Annotated in this window: 17 protein-coding genes; 9 read left to right on the top strand and 8 right to left on the bottom strand. The window is 70.4% G+C overall.

The window, feature by feature from the left end; all coding sequences use genetic code 11:
- Window positions 1-100: 100 nt before the first annotated feature.
- Both fusA and tuf read left to right on the top strand, forming a co-directional pair.
- Entirely contained in the window at window positions 101-2,203 is a 2,103-nt protein-coding gene (gene fusA, locus JYA75_RS13025; RefSeq protein WP_006936214.1) for an elongation factor G, read from the top strand.
- Between the two features lie 92 nt (window positions 2,204-2,295).
- A complete protein-coding gene (tuf, locus tag JYA75_RS13030) occupies window positions 2,296-3,486 on the top strand; it encodes an elongation factor Tu (RefSeq protein ID WP_006936215.1) in 1,191 nt (396 codons plus the stop codon).
- 132 nt (window positions 3,487-3,618) lie between these two features.
- On the opposite strand, the gene JYA75_RS13035 is transcribed toward tuf, so the two are convergent.
- Genes JYA75_RS13035 through JYA75_RS13055 form a run of 5 tightly spaced genes read right to left on the bottom strand, consistent with a single transcriptional unit; the run spans window position 3,619 to window position 6,187 of the window.
- Entirely contained in the window at window positions 3,619-4,194 is a 576-nt protein-coding gene (locus JYA75_RS13035) for a hypothetical protein (RefSeq protein WP_050035582.1), read from the bottom strand.
- On the bottom strand, window positions 4,191-5,228 hold the full coding sequence (locus JYA75_RS13040; protein WP_050035581.1) for a DUF6286 domain-containing Asp23/Gls24 family envelope stress response protein: 1,038 nt from the start codon (window positions 5,226-5,228) through the stop codon (window positions 4,191-4,193). Before JYA75_RS13040 ends, JYA75_RS13035 begins: the two co-directional genes overlap by 4 nt.
- Complete coding sequence (locus JYA75_RS13045; protein ID WP_003937668.1) at window positions 5,221-5,415, bottom strand: hypothetical protein; 195 nt, start codon at window positions 5,413-5,415, stop codon at window positions 5,221-5,223. The genes JYA75_RS13040 and JYA75_RS13045 overlap by 8 nt, the downstream gene beginning before the upstream one ends.
- Window positions 5,412-5,729, bottom strand: coding sequence for a hypothetical protein (locus JYA75_RS13050; RefSeq protein WP_029545019.1), 318 nt, complete (start codon window positions 5,727-5,729; stop codon window positions 5,412-5,414). Before JYA75_RS13050 ends, JYA75_RS13045 begins: the two co-directional genes overlap by 4 nt.
- Window positions 5,726-6,187 (bottom strand): Asp23/Gls24 family envelope stress response protein, encoded by a 462-nt coding sequence (locus JYA75_RS13055; RefSeq protein ID WP_006936221.1) that lies wholly within the window; start codon window positions 6,185-6,187, stop codon window positions 5,726-5,728. The genes JYA75_RS13050 and JYA75_RS13055 overlap by 4 nt, the downstream gene beginning before the upstream one ends.
- Before the next feature lie 185 nt (window positions 6,188-6,372).
- On the opposite strand from JYA75_RS13055, the gene JYA75_RS13060 reads away from it, so the two are divergent.
- Both JYA75_RS13060 and JYA75_RS13065 read left to right on the top strand, forming a co-directional pair.
- A complete protein-coding gene (locus JYA75_RS13060) occupies window positions 6,373-7,563 on the top strand; it encodes an FAD-dependent oxidoreductase (protein WP_029545017.1) in 1,191 nt (396 codons plus the stop codon).
- 31 nt (window positions 7,564-7,594) lie between these two features.
- On the top strand, window positions 7,595-8,410 hold the full coding sequence (locus JYA75_RS13065) for an aspartate/glutamate racemase family protein (RefSeq protein WP_168579883.1): 816 nt from the start codon (window positions 7,595-7,597) through the stop codon (window positions 8,408-8,410).
- 13 nt (window positions 8,411-8,423) lie between these two features.
- Here JYA75_RS13065 and JYA75_RS13070 read toward each other — a convergent pair whose 3' ends face one another.
- Window positions 8,424-9,035, bottom strand: coding sequence for a TetR/AcrR family transcriptional regulator (locus JYA75_RS13070; RefSeq protein WP_065922313.1), 612 nt, complete (start codon window positions 9,033-9,035; stop codon window positions 8,424-8,426).
- Between the two features lie 139 nt (window positions 9,036-9,174).
- Window positions 9,175-9,540: an SPW repeat protein gene (locus JYA75_RS13075; RefSeq protein ID WP_065922314.1), complete on the bottom strand. Its 366-nt coding sequence runs from the start codon at window positions 9,538-9,540 to the stop codon at window positions 9,175-9,177.
- A 229-nt stretch (window positions 9,541-9,769) separates the two neighbouring features.
- Between JYA75_RS13075 and JYA75_RS13080 the strand changes: the two genes are divergently transcribed.
- Window positions 9,770-11,017: an MFS transporter gene (locus tag JYA75_RS13080; protein WP_203330085.1), complete on the top strand. Its 1,248-nt coding sequence runs from the start codon at window positions 9,770-9,772 to the stop codon at window positions 11,015-11,017.
- A 73-nt stretch (window positions 11,018-11,090) separates the two neighbouring features.
- On the opposite strand, the gene JYA75_RS13085 is transcribed toward JYA75_RS13080, so the two are convergent.
- On the bottom strand, window positions 11,091-12,146 hold the full coding sequence (locus JYA75_RS13085) for a ferredoxin--NADP reductase (RefSeq protein WP_203330086.1): 1,056 nt from the start codon (window positions 12,144-12,146) through the stop codon (window positions 11,091-11,093).
- A 317-nt stretch (window positions 12,147-12,463) separates the two neighbouring features.
- Here JYA75_RS13085 and mdo point away from each other — a divergent pair, with 317 nt between their 5' ends.
- The 4 genes from mdo (at window position 12,464) to JYA75_RS13105 (ending at window position 17,213) form a co-directional block, all read left to right on the top strand.
- Entirely contained in the window at window positions 12,464-13,735 is a 1,272-nt protein-coding gene (gene mdo, locus JYA75_RS13090; protein WP_003937677.1) for an NDMA-dependent methanol dehydrogenase, read from the top strand.
- A gap of 91 nt (window positions 13,736-13,826) precedes the next feature.
- A complete protein-coding gene (locus tag JYA75_RS13095; RefSeq protein ID WP_203330087.1) occupies window positions 13,827-14,897 on the top strand; it encodes a MoxR family ATPase in 1,071 nt (356 codons plus the stop codon).
- Window positions 14,898-14,901: 4 nt separating this feature from the next.
- The gene (locus tag JYA75_RS13100; protein WP_203330088.1) at window positions 14,902-16,434 is read left to right on the top strand and encodes a VWA domain-containing protein; all 1,533 of its coding nucleotides are present in this window, start codon (window positions 14,902-14,904) and stop codon (window positions 16,432-16,434) included.
- Window positions 16,435-16,619: 185 nt separating this feature from the next.
- Window positions 16,620-17,213 (top strand): carboxymuconolactone decarboxylase family protein, encoded by a 594-nt coding sequence (locus JYA75_RS13105; RefSeq protein ID WP_203330089.1) that lies wholly within the window; start codon window positions 16,620-16,622, stop codon window positions 17,211-17,213.
- Window positions 17,214-17,223 lie beyond the last annotated feature (10 nt).

Genomic DNA, 17,223 nt, shown 5'->3' on the forward strand with positions numbered 1-17,223 from the left:
GGCCGTTCGCACAACTGTGTCGGTCCCTGAAGGCCGGCTGAACATCCGAGAACACTGGTCCGCACCCTAGGACCGACACGAGCTACGAGCGGGGTTACCTGTGGCACAGGAAGTGCTGACCGACCTGAACAAGGTCCGCAACATCGGCATCATGGCGCACATCGATGCCGGCAAGACCACGACGACCGAGCGCATCCTCTTCTACACCGGTGTGAACTACAAGATCGGTGAGACCCACGACGGTGCCTCGACCACCGACTGGATGGAGCAGGAGAAGGAGCGGGGTATCACCATCACCTCCGCCGCCGTGACCTGCTTCTGGAACAAGAACCAGATCAACATCATCGACACCCCCGGCCACGTCGACTTCACGGTCGAGGTCGAGCGGTCGCTGCGCGTCCTCGACGGCGCGGTCGCCGTGTTCGACGGCAAGGAGGGCGTCGAGCCGCAGTCCGAGCAGGTCTGGCGGCAGGCCGCCAAGTACGACGTTCCGCGCATCTGCTTCGTCAACAAGATGGACAAGATGGGCGCGGACTTCTACTTCACGGTCCAGACCATCATCGACCGCCTCGGCGCCAAGCCGCTGGTCCTGCAGCTCCCGATCGGCGCGGAGGACGCGTTCGACGGCGTCGTCGACCTGGTCGAGATGAAGGCCATCACCTGGCGTGGCACCGTCGAGATCGGCGCCGAGCCGACCATCGAGGAGATCCCCGCGGAGCTGGCCGACAAGGTCGCCGAGTACCGCGAGAAGCTGCTCGAGACGGTCGCCGAGAGCGACGAAGAGCTCATGGAGAAGTACTTCGGTGGCGAGGAACTCACCGTCGCCGAGATCAAGGGCGCCATCCGGAAGCTGACCGTCTCCTCCGAGCTGTACCCGGTGCTGTGCGGTTCCGCGTTCAAGAACAAGGGCATCCAGCCCATGCTCGACGCGGTCATCGACTACCTGCCGAACCCGCTCGACATCGGCGAGGTCGAGGGCCACAAGCTCGGCGACGAGGAAGAGACCCTCACCCGCAAGCCGAGCAAGGAAGAGCCCTTCTCCGCGCTGGCGTTCAAGATCGCCGCGCACCCGTTCTTCGGCAAGCTGACCTTCGTGCGCGTCTACTCCGGCCGCATCGAGCCGGGTGCCCAGGTGCTCAACGCCACCAAGGGCAAGAAGGAGCGCATCGGCAAGCTGTTCCAGATGCACGCCAACAAGGAGAACCCGGTCGACGAGGCGGTGGCCGGCCACATCTACGCGATGATCGGCCTGAAGGACACCACGACCGGTGACACCCTGTGCGCGCAGGACGCCCCGATCGTGCTCGAGTCCATGACCTTCCCGGATCCGGTCATCCAGGTCTCCATCGAGCCGAAGACCAAGTCCGACCAGGAGAAGCTGGGCACCGCGATCCAGAAGCTGGCCGAGGAGGATCCCACCTTCTCCGTCGAGCTGGACGAGGAGACCGGCCAGACCGTCATCGGCGGCATGGGCGAGCTCCACCTCGACATCCTCGTCGACCGCATGCGTCGTGAGTTCAAGGTCGAGGCCAACGTCGGCAAGCCGCAGGTGGCGTACCGCGAGACCATCACCAAGAAGGTCGAGAAGCTCGAGTTCACGCACAAGAAGCAGACCGGTGGTTCCGGCCAGTTCGCGAAGGTCATCATCGCCCTCGAGCCCTTCGTGGGCGAGGACGGCGCGACCTACGAGTTCGAGAACAAGGTCACCGGCGGCCGCGTGCCCCGCGAGTACATCCCCTCGGTCGACGCCGGTGCGCAGGACGCGATGCAGTACGGCGTGCTCGCCGGGTACCCGCTGGTGAACGTCAAGGTCACCCTGCTCGACGGCGCGTACCACGACGTCGACTCGTCGGAAATGGCGTTCAAGATCGCCGGTTCGCAGGCCCTGAAGGAGGCCGCGCGCAAGGCTGCGCCGGTCATCCTCGAGCCGCTCATGGCTGTCGAGGTCACCACCCCCGAGGACTACATGGGTGAAGTGATCGGCGACCTCAACTCCCGCCGTGGCCAGATTCAGGCCATGGAGGAACGCAGTGGTGCCCGTGTCGTGAAGGCGCTGGTTCCGCTCTCGGAGATGTTCGGTTACATCGGTGACCTGCGGTCGAAGACCCAGGGTCGCGCGAACTTCTCCATGGTGTTCGATTCCTACGCTGAGGTTCCCGCGAACGTCTCGAAGGAAATCATCGCCAAGGCGACCGGCGAGTAACCTCGGTTCCGACCCGGTCGGCTGCACGACCAAGTAAGTAACAACCGCACTGCTGCATACTGCAAGCAACAACAGTCCAGGAGGACCCTCAAGTGGCGAAGGCGAAGTTCGAGCGGACCAAGCCGCACGTGAACATCGGCACCATCGGTCACGTCGACCACGGCAAGACCACTCTGACGGCGGCGATCACCAAGGTGCTGGCCGACAAGTACCCCGAGCTGAACCAGAGCTTCGCGTTCGACCAGATCGACAAGGCTCCGGAGGAGAAGGCTCGTGGTATCACGATCAACATCTCCCACGTCGAGTACCAGACCGAGAAGCGCCACTACGCGCACGTCGACGCTCCGGGTCACGCCGACTACATCAAGAACATGATCACCGGTGCGGCTCAGATGGACGGTGCGATCCTGGTCGTGGCCGCCACCGACGGCCCGATGCCGCAGACGCGTGAGCACGTGCTGCTCGCCCGTCAGGTCGGCGTGCCCTACATCCTCGTCGCGCTCAACAAGTCCGACATGGTCGACGACGAGGAAATCCTCGAGCTCGTCGAGATGGAGGTCCGTGAGCTCCTCGCTGCGCAGGACTTCGACGAGGAGGCTCCTGTCGTCAAGGTTTCGGCCCTGAAGGCACTCGAGGGTGACCCGAAGTGGACCGAGAGCATCCTCGAGCTCATGAGCGCCGTCGACGAGTCGATCCCGGACCCGGTCCGTGAGACCGAGAAGCCGTTCCTCATGCCCGTCGAGGACGTCTTCACCATCACCGGTCGTGGCACGGTCGTCACCGGCCGCATCGAGCGCGGTGTCATCAACGTGAACGAGGAAGTCGAGATCGTCGGTATCAAGCCGACCTCGACCAAGACCACGGTCACGGGCATCGAGATGTTCCGCAAGCTGCTCGACCAGGGCCAGGCCGGCGACAACGTCGGTCTGCTGGTCCGCGGCATCAAGCGCGAGGACGTCGAGCGTGGCCAGGTCGTCGTGAAGCCGGGCACCACCACCCCGCACACGGAGTTCGAGGGCCAGGCCTACATCCTCAACAAGGAGGAGGGTGGCCGCCACACCCCGTTCTTCAACAACTACCGTCCGCAGTTCTACTTCCGTACCACGGACGTGACGGGCGTTGTGACCCTCCCCGAGGGCACCGAGATGGTCATGCCGGGCGACAACACCGAGATGTCCGTCAAGCTGATCCAGCCGGTCGCCATGGACGAGGGCCTGCGCTTCGCGATCCGCGAGGGTGGCCGCACCGTCGGCGCCGGTCGCGTCACGAAGATCATCAAGTGAGCTAGTTCTCGCTGACGTCGAACGGCGTCCACCCTTCGGGGTGGGCGCCGTTCGGCGTTTCCGTCGCCGGGGAACGAGCGAATGTATCGTTCATCTCCGTACGCCGACGAAATGCCACGTTCGCTCGGCGGCCTACCCCTGTCCGCCGGATTCGGGGTGGGCCGGATCCAGGTGCAGCAGTACCTGCGTCGCCACGCGGGCCCCGCCCAGCGCCCGGGCGGCCCGCTCGGCGGTCTCCTCGGCGCGGGCGGTGAAGTCGGCGACGTCGATGTTCGGGTCCGCGTACACCGTGACCGACAGGGTCGGCAGATGGCGTTCCACCACGGCCCGGCTGCGCGTGGCCCGCACACCGGGCAGGGCCGCGAGCTCACCGGCGACGCCGTCGGCCACCGGTCCGAGCTCCACGGCCAGGGTGGCCTCGGTGACCTCGTCGTAGAGCTGCACCCGCGACGTCCGGCGCCGGGAGAAGTTGACCGCCAGGAGCACGATCCCGATCGTCACCCCCACCGCGACGGCGGTCCACAACGCGCCCTCCCACCAGGACTGGTCCGGGATGTCGATGATGCGCGGCCGGTCCAGGCGGGCCAGCCATTCCCGGGCGAAGCGCACCTGCCACACCCAGGCCAGTGCGAAGGCCCCGGCGCCGAGGAGCGCGGCGCCCACGGCGAACGTGAGCATCCGGTTGACCAGGACGGTGCGCAGCTTCATCGCGCCGTCCTCGGCCGGTGCACCTGCACCACGAGAGCGATCGGCTCCGCGAGCAGAGCCAGATTCGGCGCCACCGCACCCCGGACCGCGGCGACCAGATCGGCGGTCGACTCCTCACCCGAGCCCACGACGCTGACGAGCGCGCGACGGCGATCGACGACGGTGCGGGCCGCGTACACACTGGGCAGTGTGGACGCGTGCGCGCTGCACATCCGGGCCAGGTCGGTCCGGCGCATCCACACCGTCGGGACCGGACCGGACACCTGCAGGGGCACGTGGGTGCGGCGCCGCGGCTTGACCGCCACCACTACGAGCACGACCCCCAGCAGCACGAGGACCGCAGCGACGGGTGCGATCCAGCTCTGCCAGTGCAGCCGGCCGAACCACTCGAAGGAGTTCCGCAGCCACGGCGCGCCCGCGTAGGTGCCGCGGACGATGAGCAGTTCCCGGGCGGCGGCGAACGCGAGCGCCAGAGCGCCCACGGCGATGAGCGCGGCCGCCGGGGCCGCGGCCGGGTGGGCCAGGGGCGGCAGCGGCGAAACGACCGGTACGGGGGCCCGGTACTCCGTCCGGGCGACGATGTCGGCCTCGGTGTACTCGACCGGCACCGCCGGCTCGCTGCGCTCGGCCGGCCCGGCGACGGACGTGGCCGCGACGAGCACGTTGAGTTCGTGCACCGGCAGGCCGGTCAGCTCGTGGAGCTGCCGGTCCACCGCGTCGTGCACACGCCGGGTCAGGGCGGCGGCGTCGTAGGGCCATTCCGCGGCGATGTACAGGTTGATCGCGACGGCGCCGCCGCCGGTGGTGACGTCGGCGCGGGGCAGGTCCCGCCCGGTGAACAGGCTCAGGCCACCGCGTTGACGAACCACACCGGGCACCTGGAGGGCGGCGGCCGCGGCGATCCGTTCGACGGCGCGGTCCTTGATGACCAGTTGGCCGCGGTGCCCGACGGGGTCGACCGTCTCGGTGGCGACCGCGTCGGCGCCGGCCTGGGCCGGCAGGGTCCTCGGGCCGGTGGGCGTGGGGTCAGCCACGGCCCCGGCTCCGCAGCAGAGCGCCCAGGTCGAGAAGCCCGTCCCGGTGGGCGCCGATCGCCATGCCGAGGGCGCCGAGCAGGATGCCGAACAGCAGGCCGCTGAAGCCCCCGAGGATGCCCGCGAGGGCCAGCAGCAGTCCCGCGAGGAGTCCGACGGCGGTGTTGCTGACAGGGGTGTGGTTCACTGGGTCACCTCACTGGTCGGGTGCTCGCCGTCGGGTGACGGGATCCGTATGTCTTCGATGGTCACATCCACGGGGACGCCCAGCAGCGGCTCGAGCCGGGCGCGGACGGCGGCCGCCACGGCGTACAGGTCGGCCGGGTACTCGACGACGATGTGCACCGCGCACGTGTCGGAGCCGAGGCGGATCCCGGTGACGCGCCGGCCCGGCAGATAGGTCGCGACCTCGCCGAACGCTCCGCCGTGGAGGTCGGCGACGCCGGGCACGGTCCGGGCGGCGGCCGCGGCGAGTTCTGCGGGCTCGGCGGGGGTGGTCATTGGACGCGGGGTTTCAGGTCGTCGGCGACACCGGTTGTCTCGTCGAACAGCACGACGTCGAAGACGGTGATATTGACCTCGGTGACCTCGAGGCCGGTCATCCGTTCGACGGCCGCGATCACGTTGTGGCGGATCGCGACGGCGAGTTCGTGCAGGGCCACGCCGTATTCGGCGACGATGCCGATGTCGATCGCGGCCTGTTTCTCCCCGACTTCCACCGCGACGCCCTGCCCGTGGTTGATCCGCGCGCCGGGAATGCGGTCCCGCAGGGCCCCGACCACGCGTGCGGTGCCCGCGCCGACGTCGTAGACGCCGCTGATCTCGCGGGTCGCGATTCCGGCGATCTTCGCCACGACCGCGTCGGCGATGATGGTGCGCCCCTGGGTGTCGACCGGTCCCGGCGCGATTCCGTTGCCGAACTGCACGCGGCTGACGCCTGCGCCGCTGTCGCTGGTCATGGGGGCTCCTCGTCGGCCTGCCGGATGAAGGTCTGTCCCCTCCGACTGTAGTAACTCCAGGCCGCCCCGGGTGCGGGGCACGCGGCTCGCATGAACGGCGCCCTGTCCGGAGGTCCCTGTATTTGGTAAAACAGTTGCACGGATTACGGTGGCGTGGGTCACTGCTGGCGGAGAGGGTGGAGCGGGTGGGTGAGACGGGAACACAGCGGATCGTCGTGGTCGGGGCGGGGCTGGCGGGGGTGCGTGCCGCAGAGGAACTGCGCCACGGTGGATTCGACGGCGAGCTCGTCCTGATCGGCGACGAGCCGCATCTGCCCTACGACCGGCCCCCGCTGTCGAAGGACGTCGTCCGTGGCGGGACCGACGACACCACCCTGCGGCCGCGGGAGTTCTTCGACGACCAGCGCATCGAGCTGCGCCTGGGTGTGCGGGTGCAGGCGCTGGACGCGGCGGCCCGCACCGTCGCGCTGTCCGACGGGCAGAGCGTCGGGTTCGACGAGTTGATCGTCGCGACCGGGTTGCGGCCGAGGCGGTTGCCCGGCACGGCCGGGCTCGCCGGGGTGCACGTGCTGCGCTCCGTGGACGACAGCCGGGCCCTGCGCGCGGCGGTCGTCCCGGGCGGGCGGGCGCTGATCGTCGGCGCCGGGTTCATCGGCTGCGAGGTCGCGGCGAGCCTGCGGGCGCGGGGCATGGACGTGGTGCTGGTCGAGCCGCAGCCGACGCCGCTGGCGTCGGTGCTCGGCGAGCGGGTCGGCGCGCTGGTGGCCCGGTTGCACACCGACGAAGGTGTCGACGTGCGGGCCGGCGTGGGGGTGCGCGCCCTGCGCGGCGACGGGCGGGTCACCGGCGCGGTCCTGAGCGACGGCACCGACCTCGACGTGGACCTGGTGGTGGTGGGGATCGGCTCGGTGCCGGTCACCGACTGGCTCGACGGTTCGGGGGTGCGGGTGGACAACGGTGTGGTGTGCGACGGCGTGGGCCGCACCTCGGCCCCGCACGTGTGGGCGGTCGGGGACGTCGCGGCCTGGGAGGTCTCGGACGGTCGGTGCGCGCGTCTCGAGCACTGGACGAACGCGGGGGAGCAGGCGAAGGTGCTCGCCGGTGCGCTGCTCGGGTCCACCGTCGCCGACGCTGCGCGGGTGCCGTACTTCTGGAGCGACCAGTACGGCGTGAAGATCCAGGCCCTCGGTGCGGTCCGCGCCGACGACACCGTGCACGTGGTGCGTGACGACGGCCGCAAGTTCCTCGCCTACTACGAGCGCGACGGTCGTCTCACCGGTGTGGTCGGCGCGGGACTGGCCGGGCCGGTGATGAAAATGCGAGGCAAGATCGCCGAGGGCGCGCCGATCACGGAGATCCTCGCGCCCACGTCCTAGCCGCCGGGACGGCGAGCGCTAGATTCGTGTGGTGATCGTTGCGCTCATCGACTCGGGTCTCGGCCTCCTGCCGACGTCTGCATGGCTGCGCCGATTGCGTCCCGAACTGGATCTGATGCTCTCGATGGACCCGGACGGCGCCCCGTGGGGACCGAAGCCCGGGGACTGGGTGATCGAGCGGGTCGTGAGCACCGCGGAGCGGGCCGTGACCCGGGGCGCCGAGGTGGTCGTGCTGCCGTGTAACACGGCGTCCGTGACCGCGCTCGAGCACGTGCGCGAGACGCTCGGTGACGAGATCCCGGTGATCGGAACGGTGCCGGCGATCAAGCCGGCCGCCGCGGCGTGCGAATCGGTGGCGATCTGGGCCACCGCCGCGACCACCGCCAGCCGCTACCAGGCCGATCTGGTCGCCCGGTTCGCCGGGGACCGCGACGTGGTGGGGGTGGCCTGCCACGGGCTCGCCGATGCCATCGACCGCGGCGACACGACCGCCGCGGCCGCGGCGATCGCGGCCGCGGCGCAGCGGACCCCGCCCGACGTGGGTGGCGTCGTCCTCGGCTGTACCCACTACCCGCTGGTGGCCGACATCATCGCCGCGCACCTGCCGCCCGGTGTGCGCCTGTTCGACAGCGCCGAGGCGGTGGCGGCCCAGACCCTGCGCCGCATCGACGCCCTCGGCCGGCCGTGGGCGGGCAGCGGGCGGGTCGAGGTGTTCCTCAGCGGGAGGCCGGGCGAGCTGCCCCCCGGCGCCCTCAGCTTCCCGGCGGGCCGGCAGCTCGTCGACGGCATCGGCGACCCGACCGCCGGTCTGCCCGGCGACGAGGCTCCCCGCGCCGAGACGCGCTGATCCGCCGCCCTGCTCAGCCCATCCCGGTCATGCCCGCGGCGACGAGCCGCGCGATGCCGCCGAGTTCGTCGGGGGAAGGCCCGTCGAGGCCGAACAGCCGGTCGACCGTGGCGGCGGAGAACATCGCCGACACCCACGTCGTCGCGCAGGTGCGCAGGGTGCCCGGCTGTATCGGGCCGGGCACGCTGGCCTGCAGCACCCGCATGGTGGCCTCCTGCAGGGACGTCCGCAGCCGGCGCAGCGGGGTGCGCAGGCCCGGATGCGTCTCCGCCTCACGCCAGATCACCCGGAGCAGCGAGGAGTGGTGGGTGCGCAGGTCGAGGGCGGCGTCGAGGTTGACGAGGCTGGCCGCCGGGTCGCCGGGGGAGACGAGGCCGGTGACGTCCTGGATCGGTTCGGCCGGTAGCCGCTCGGCGACGAGCGTCTCGAGGATCGACTCCTTGGTGGGGAAGTAGTAGAAGATCAGTCCCTTGGGCACGTCCGCGGCGACGGCGATCGCGGTCGTCGAGGTGGCGTCGAAGCCGTGGGCGGCGAAGAGGGTCTCGGCGGCGTCGAGGATGTGGACACGCGCGGCGTTGTCCCGCCGCGCGCGACGGCGCGGCGGTGTCGAGCCCGGGGTGCTCATGGCGCTCACTTCCGGGTGCACCGGCAAGGGTGCGAAGGCGCCGGGTTGCGGGACGGAGGACGGTGTGGACGGAGGACGAGGGCCTCGGCTCCCGCCCTCCTCGTGCGGAAGGCCGCTGTCGCGGCCTTCCGCACCGTGATCAGTGGTGCGTGGCCAGTCCGCCGTGTCCGTGCATCCGGGCGTTCATCGCGGGCAGTGCCGCCACCGCGACGACCACGGTGAGCACGCCCACCACCCAGGCCGTCCAGGATGCACCGCTGTACTCGGTGAAGCCCATGACCCAGGGGGAGAGGAACAGCAGCACGCCGAAGACGCCCATCGCGTAGTCGATCGCGGCCATGGTGGGCCGGACGATCTGCGCCAGTCCGGTCAGCGCGATCAGCACGCCGAGGACGATCAGGGTCCACATCGTCGTGTTGTCGTTGGCGACCCACAGCGGGGAGAGGGCGGTGAAGACGCCCAGGATCACGGCCACGTAGTCCTGTAGCCGGCTGTCGGAGAACATGTCGAGCCTCCTAGTGCGGATTGTGTCCTGACTTCGGTATAGACCTGATCGACCGGTCGGTCAATGGTGTGGGCGATTGCACTGCGGTAACGCTCCGGTGCAGTTGGGAGGGGTTTTTTACGGATCGGTGACAGAGGCGGGAATGATCTCCGCGGCGCGGGTGTTCCAGTAGATCGTTGCCTTGGCCAACGAACTGTCGGCCTTCCCGCACGAGTTCTCAGGAGGTCCGATGCCGGAGCCGACGCCGGGCCGCACCCTGCCACGCCGTTACGGTTTCGCGGCGGTGGGCACGGCCAGCTTTCTGCTCACCGCGTCCTCGTCCGCCCCCTCCCCGCTCTATCCGCTGTACCAGCAGCAGTGGGGTTTCTCCGCGGGAATGCTGACCGCCGTCTTCGCCGTCTACGCGCTCGCCCTGCTCGCCACGCTGCTGACGATCGGCTCGATCTCCGATCACGTCGGCCGCCGGCCGGTCCTGATCGGGGCGCTGCTGCTGCTCGTGGTGAGCATGGGCGTGTTCGTCCTCGCCGACGACGTGGGCTGGCTCGTGCTGGCCCGCGTGCTGCAGGGTCTCGCGGTCGGTGCGGCGACCGGCGCCGTCAGCGCCGCCGTGATCGATCTGCAACCGAACCCGCGCCTCGGGTCCTTCGTCAACAGCGTGGCGCCGTCGCTCGGGCTCGCCCTCGGCGCCGCGGGGGCGGGCCTGCTCGTGCAGTTCGCGCCCCTTCCCACCGTCCTCGTCTATGCCCTCGTCGTCGTGATCGCGCTGGCGCTGGCCGTCGTGCTCGTCTTCGTCCCCGACCGGGCACCCGCGCCGGGCTTCGCGTCCCGCCGGGCCGCGCTGCGCAGCCTGCTGCCGAGCGCGTCGGTGCCGGCGGACGTGCGGGGCCCGTACCTGGTGATCCTGCCCGGTCTGCTGTCGGCGTGGTCGCTCGGCGGCCTCTACATGTCCCTCGGCCCGTCGATCGTGGGCACGGTCTTCGGTATCGGCAACCGCCTCGTCGCGGGGCTGGCGATCTTCACGCTCTTCGCCTCCGGTTCGGTTGCCGCGACGGTGCTGCGCGGCTCCGACCCGCGGCGCGTCGTCGTCGCGGGGACCGCGATCCTCGCCACCGGCGTCGGCGTCGTCGTGACCGCCGTGCTCGGTGGCTGGGCCGTCGCGTACTTCGCCGGTACCGCCGTCGCGGGCTTCGGCTGGGGGGCGGCGTTCCTGGGCGCGATGAACGTCATCGGCGCCCTGGCGGCGCCGCACGAGCGCGGGCGCCTGTTCGCCACCACGTTCGTCGTCTGCTACCTCGCGTTCTCCGTGCCCGCGGTGCTCGCGGGCCTGGCGACGGGCGCGTTCGGGCTGACCGCGACGACGCTGGGCTACGGCTGTGCCGTGATCGTGCTCGCCCTCGGGGCCGGGGCGGGCGTGGCGCTGCGCGGCCCGCGGCAGCCGGTCGCACAACTCGCGGAGGCACCGGTTCTCGTCCGCTGAGGCGGGGATTGCCGGCGCGTACACGCAGGGGCCCTCCGTCCGGACGAGCCGGACGGAGGGCCCCTGCGCCGTCTCAGAAGACGATCTTGACCGTGTCCGTCACCGGGTGGGCCTGGCACCCGAGCACGTAGCCGGCCTCGATGTCCTCGGGGTCGAGGATCTCGCAGTTGTCCATCTCGACCTTGCCCTCGAGGACGGTGCAGGCGCACGAGCCGCACTCGCCCTCCTGGCAGGAGTAGGGCACGTCGATGCCCTTGGCGAGCATGATGTCGACGAGGGTCTGGGAGCGCGGCCACGGGATCGTGTGGGTCTCGCCGTCGAGCTCGACCTCCACGGTCGCGGCGTCGGCCGCCTCCTCGTCGCTCACCTCGACGGGGGTGTGGTCGGCGAACGGGTCTCCCGCGAGGGAGTTGAACACCTCCGCGTGCACCTGGGAGCGCGGCATGCCTGCGGCCTGCAGCGCCCGGTGCACGGCGTCCATGAACGGACCGGGTCCGCACATGAACGCCTCGTGGCTCGTGTACGGGGTCACCAGGGTGGCGAGCTGGTCGGCGGACGGCAGGCCCTGCACGGACTCGAGCCAGTGCACGACGGTGAGCCGGGTGGGGTACTTCTCCGCCAGCGCCCGCAGCTCGTCCGCGAAGATGATCGACGCCTCGTCGCGGTTGGCGTAGACCAGAACCACCTTGCCCGAGCCCTGGGTCAGCGCCGACTTGAGGATCGAGACGACCGGAGTGATGCCGCTGCCGGCGCCGAGCAGCAGGAAGTCGTGGTCGAGGGACTTCGGGGTGAACACTCCCGACGGCGGCAGAACCTCGAGGCGGTCGCCCGCGGAGATCCGGTCGCACAGCCAGTTGGACCCGTAACCGTCGACGGTCCGCTTGACCGTGACCTTGGGGGCGTCGTCGGTGTACGGGGAGCTGGCCAGCGAGTAACAGCGGGCCACGGAGCCGGTCTGCTCGCTCGGGATCCGCAGGGTCAGGAACTGTCCGGGCTTGTACGCGAACTTGTCCTGGAGCTCGGCCGGCACGTCGAAGACGATCGAGCGCGAGTCCGGCGTCTCCTCGATGACTGCGGAGACGGTCAGGATCGCGGATCGCGAGCCGTGCGGCACCTCGACTGTCGTCATGGCCAGGTCGGTCCTTCCGTGGTGCGGGTGAAGCAATCTAGAACGCGTTCTAGTTTCAGGATATCAGCAAGACGACGCTACCGGGACGGGGTGCGCCGGGGTCCGGCCGGCTCCCGATCAGCGGGAACGGCACCTGCCCGAACGGGTAGGCCCGCGCGCTCGACCGGACGGCTTCGGTCCCGCGACCGGACGGTTCGGGCTCGAAGCCCTTTCCGTGGGCGTGATCGAGCCCGACAGTGGGGAAGGGAAGAGACGCCGGTCACACCGGCCGCCCCCTTCGAACCACCACTTCCGGCCGACACACCAGGAGAAACGCGATGGCTATCGAACTCAACCAGATCTGGGACTTTCCCATCAAGGAGTTCCACCCCTTCCCCCGGGCGCTGATGGGTGTCGGTGCCCACGACATCATCGGTGTCGAGGCGAAGAACCTGGGCTTCAAGCGCACCCTGCTGATGACGACCGGCCTGCGCGGCTCGGGCATCATCGAGGAGCTCATCGGCAAGATCGAGTACCAGGGTGTCGAGGTCGTCCTGTTCGACAAGGTCGAGTCCAACCCCAAGGACTACAACGTCATGGAGGCCGCCGCCCTCTACCAGCAGGAGAAGTGCGACTCCATCATCTCCGTCGGCGGCGGCTCGAGCCACGACGCCGCGAAGGGCGCCCGCGTGGTCATCGCCCACGACGGCCGCAACATCAACGAGTTCGAGGGCTTCGCCAAGTCCACCAACAAGGAGAACCCGCCGCACATCGCCGTCTCCACCACGGCCGGCACCGGCTCGGAGACCTCCTGGGCCTACGTCATCACCGACACCTCGGACATGGACCACCCGCACAAGTGGGTCGGCTTCGACGAGGCCACGATCGTCACCCTCGCGATCGACGACCCGCTGCTGTACTACACCTGCCCGCAGCACTTCACCGCCTACTGCGGCTTCGACGTCCTCGCCCACGGCTCCGAGCCGTTCGTCTCGCGGCTGGACTTCGCGCCGTCGCTCGGCAACGCCCTGTACTCGATCGAACTCGTCGCCAAGCACCTGCGCGAGGCCACCTTCGAGCCGCGCAACCTCAAGGCGCGCGAGGGCATGATGAACGCCCAGTACATCGCCGCACAGGCCTTCAACTCGGGCGGCCTGGGCATCGTGCACTCCATCTCGCACGCCGTGTCCGCCTTCTTCGACAGCCACCACGGCCTCAACAACGCCATCGCCCTGCCGCGTGTGTGGGAGTACAACCTGCCCTCGCGCTACGAGCACTACGCCCGCATCGCCACCGCGATGGGCGTCGACACCCGCAACATGACCACCGTCCAGGCCGCGGACGCGGCGGTCGAGGCCGCCATCCGGCTCGCCAAGGACGTCGGGATCCCCGACAACTTCGGTCAGGTGCGCGTCGACTCGTACGAGAAGAACCGCATGAACACCGGCAAGTACGCCGGCCGCGGCGACGTCATCAAGGGCGACGAGAAGACCGTGCGGGCCATCTCCGAGCACATCCAGGGCGACTGGTGCACCCCGGGCAACCCGCGCGAGGTGACGGTCGAGTCGATGATCCCGGTCGTCGACCACTGCATCAACCGGTCCTACTGACCCACCTGCTCGACCGATCCCGTGCCCGGGGCGGGGCGACCCGCCCCGGGCATACCCACCTCCCTCGAGTGCCGACGACACAGGAGCACCGATGACCAGCTTCGCCAGCGGACCGGAACTCGCCGACGCGCTGCGCCGCCACGACTACATCGCCGACGACGAGTTCGCGGTCGTCGTCCACCTCGCCACCGCGCTCCAGCGGCCCCTGCTGCTCGAGGGGCCGGCCGGCGTCGGCAAGACCGAGCTGGCCAAGGCGCTCGCCGCCGCCGGCGGGCGCAGGCTGGTGCGGCTGCAGTGTTACGAGGGCCTCGACGACAGCCGGGCGCTGTACGAGTGGGACTACGCCAAGCAGCTGCTGCACGTGCAGATGCTGCGCGACCGCATCGGCGAGCAGCTCGCCGCCTACCCCGACGTCGCCGAGGCGTCCCGGTTCCTCGCCGCGCAGGACTTCGGCCTGTACTCCGAGAAGTTCCTCGCCGTGCGCCCCCTGCTCGAGGCGATCCTCTCCCCGGAACCGGTGGTGCTCCTCGTCGACGAGGTGGACCGCACCGAGGAGTCCATGGAGGCGCTGTTGCTCGAGGTCCTCGCCGAGGGGCAGGTCACCATTCCCGAGGTGGGCACCTTCACGGCCCGGTCCTCGCCGTGGGTGATCCTGACCTCCAACGACACCCGCGAACTCTCGCCCGCCCTCAAGCGCCGCTGCCTGCACTACCACGTCGGTTATCCCACCCCCGAGCGCGAGCGCGAGATCGTCACCGCCCGGGCCCCCGAGGTCGACACGGTGACCGCCGCCGAGGTGGTGGACCTGGCCCGCACCCTCCGGGACCTGCCGTTGCGCAAGAGCCCGTCCATCTCGGAGGTGATCGACGCCGCGCGCGCCGCGACCGTCCTGCGGCGAGGCGGCGGCGACCACACCTCGCTCCGGCAGATCCGCGACATCCTGCTCGCGACGTTGCTCAAGTACACCGGCGACGCCGACCTGGTCCGCGCACGTCTCGACGGGAGTCCGGCCGAGGCCGCCGTGGCTCCGGCCGAACCGGCGGGGGAGCGGCCCGAGCGGGCCACCGTCGCGTCCCGGCCGGCCAACACCACCACCGCGGTGTTCCGGGGACGCGGTGGTGGCGGCGGCCGAAGCGGCGTCGGCATCGGCGCGCGGCGGTGACGCGATGCCCGTGACGCCGCTGGCGACGATGCGCACCTCGTATCCCCTCGACGTGGTCGCCGCCGTGTTCGGGCGCCTGCTGCGCCGGCACGGGGTGTCCGCCTCGTCCGCCGAGACCATCGAGGTGCGCCGCGTGCTCGGTCTGGTCGGGGCCCGCGACCGCGACGTCCTGCGGGCCTGCCTGCGTGCGGTGTGCGCGAAGTACCCGCACGAGCAGCCCGGCTTCGACCGGGCCTTCGACGCGCTGTTCGCGGCGACGGATGCGGCCGGGGCCGCGGGCGAGAAGTCCCCGCCCCGGGCGCAGTTCGCCGAGGCCCTGCCCACCGCGCTCGAACTCGACGACGATCCGGAGATCGCCCGCTACGCCGAATACAACGAACGTGCCGCGGAGGTCGGCGACCACTTCGACACCCCGGAGGCGGACAAGGGCTTCAATCCGCACAAGGACGACGACGACGTCTCCATGACGTCGTCGGACGCCGCCCTGTCCGTGGACACGGGAGCCGACTCGGGGCGGCGCGGGGTCACCTACACCGTCGACGTGGATCGGGCCGGCGCCGCCGCCGTCGGCGAGCTGGCCGCGAATCCCGGTGCCGCCGTGGTCGGCTCGCTGTCCTGGGACGATCCGGAATCCATCCTCGCGTGGCTCGACGCCTACGATCCGCGTCGTGCCTACGGCGACGACCAGGCCGACGAACCTCTCACCGCCGCGCAGCTGAACCGGCTCGTCGAGGCCGTCGAGGCGTTCGTCGCGGCACTGTCCCAGGCCGGACTCGGCGGTCCGCTGCCGGACGGCGAACCCGACGCCCCCGACACCGCCGGCGACGTCGCGTCCCGAGCCGAGATCGAGCTGGCGTGCCACGAGGTGCTGCGGCGGATGCGCGGACCGGCCCGGCCGGTGCCGCGCGAACTCACCCGGGGCCGCCTCGACATGCGCCGCACGGCCCGCGCCGGGATGCGCACCGACGGCGTGCCGTTCCACCTGATCGTCCGCGCCCCGCGCCCGGACCGGGTCCGGCTGCTGATCCTGGCCGACGTGTCCCTGTCGGTGCGTCCGATCACCGCGTTCACGCTGCGCCTGGCTCAGGCCATGCACGGCCGGGCCCACCGGTGCCGGGTTCTGGCCTTCGTCGACCGGCCCGTCGACGTGACGCGGGAGCTGCTGGCGAGCACCGGGGACGGCGCTCTCGCCGCGGTCCTGGCGCATCCCGGCCTCGACCTCGAGGCGAGCAGCGACTACGGCCGGGTCCTCGACGAACTGCTCACCGAGCACGCCGGGATCGTCGACTCGCGCACCAGCGTGCTCGTCGTCGGCGACGGCCGCTGCAACGGCCTGCCCGCCCGCGCCGACCGCCTCGCGGACCTGCGCCGTCGCGTGCATCGGCTCGCCTGGGTCACCCCGGAACCGCAGCGCTACTGGGCCCAGGCGACGTGCGCGATGCCCGAGTACGCGCCGGAATGCGATCGCGTCGTCGTCGCCCGGGACGCCGCCCAGTTGCTCTCCCGCGCGGCGGAGCTCGGGCACGCACTGCGTTGAGTGTGCGCGCCGGCCGCCTCCGGCCCCGCTCCGGGCGGGGGAACGGCGGGTGGTTACCATGGACCGGTAAATACCCCCCGGGGTGTGTGTGCGCCGTCCGCCCACGCCACCGCCGGCGGACCGGCCGGCGTACGGGAGAGTGCTCCGGCACATCGGAATCCCGGGCACAGTTGAGGAAGACGACGATGCAGTTCGCGAAGAAGCACTATTCGATCCGTGAGGCCTACTGGATCTTCTACCGGGGCGTTCGATCGATGAAGCACCTGGTCGGTGCCAGGAGGCGCGCCGAGTTGAGCCCCGAGTTCGTCGAACGGATCATGCTGGCGGTGACCGAGGTGAACGGCTGCGGCGCCTGCTCCTACGCCCACACGAAGATGGCTCTCGAGGCCGGAATGAGCAGCGCCGAGATCCGGAACATCCTGTCCGGGGTCCTCGACGACGTTCCCGACTCCGAGGTCGCTGCGGTCCTGTTCGCCCAGCACTATGCCGACACCCGGGGCAACCCGACGGCCGAGGCGTGGCACCGTCTCGTGGACGTGTACGGGAGGTCCGCCGCCGAGGGGATACTCGGGGCGACACGGGCGATCATGGTCGGCAACGCCCACGGAATCGCGTGGACCGCGCTACGCGGCCGGTTGAAGGGCAACCCGGATCCGCGCAGCAGCGTGGCGTACGAGGTCGCCATGTTGCTGATCGTCCTGGCGTTCCTGCCGATGTCCGTCGTGCACGCCTCGATCTCCGGCGTGCGCCGCGCGCCGCTCGTGGAGTTCGACCGGTAGGCCGGCGACC

The sequence above is a fragment of the Rhodococcus sp. PSBB066 genome (genome assembly GCF_017068255.1).
GTDB classification, from domain to species: domain Bacteria; phylum Actinomycetota; class Actinomycetes; order Mycobacteriales; family Mycobacteriaceae; genus Rhodococcus; species Rhodococcus aetherivorans.

Excerpts from the sequence above, each read along its gene's own strand:
- JYA75_RS13035 (WP_050035582.1), bottom strand. The coding sequence starts at position 4,194 with ATGAAGCTGCGCACCGTCCTGGTCAACCGGATGCTCACGTTCGCCGTG.
- JYA75_RS13050 (WP_029545019.1), bottom strand. The coding sequence starts at position 5,729 with ATGACCACCCCCGCCGAGCCCGCAGAACTCGCCGCGGCCGCCGCCCGG.
- JYA75_RS13055 (WP_006936221.1), bottom strand. The coding sequence starts at position 6,187 with ATGACCAGCGACAGCGGCGCAGGCGTCAGCCGCGTGCAGTTCGGCAAC.
- JYA75_RS13070 (WP_065922313.1), bottom strand. The coding sequence starts at position 9,035 with ATGAGCACCCCGGGCTCGACACCGCCGCGCCGTCGCGCGCGGCGGGAC.
- JYA75_RS13075 (WP_065922314.1), bottom strand. The coding sequence starts at position 9,540 with ATGTTCTCCGACAGCCGGCTACAGGACTACGTGGCCGTGATCCTGGGC.
- JYA75_RS13080 (WP_203330085.1), top strand. The coding sequence starts at position 9,770 with ATGCCGGAGCCGACGCCGGGCCGCACCCTGCCACGCCGTTACGGTTTC.
- JYA75_RS13085 (WP_203330086.1), bottom strand. The coding sequence starts at position 12,146 with ATGACGACAGTCGAGGTGCCGCACGGCTCGCGATCCGCGATCCTGACC.
- mdo (WP_003937677.1), top strand. The coding sequence starts at position 12,464 with ATGGCTATCGAACTCAACCAGATCTGGGACTTTCCCATCAAGGAGTTC.
- JYA75_RS13095 (WP_203330087.1), top strand. The coding sequence starts at position 13,827 with ATGACCAGCTTCGCCAGCGGACCGGAACTCGCCGACGCGCTGCGCCGC.
- JYA75_RS13100 (WP_203330088.1), top strand. The coding sequence starts at position 14,902 with ATGCCCGTGACGCCGCTGGCGACGATGCGCACCTCGTATCCCCTCGAC.
- JYA75_RS13105 (WP_203330089.1), top strand. The coding sequence starts at position 16,620 with ATGCAGTTCGCGAAGAAGCACTATTCGATCCGTGAGGCCTACTGGATC.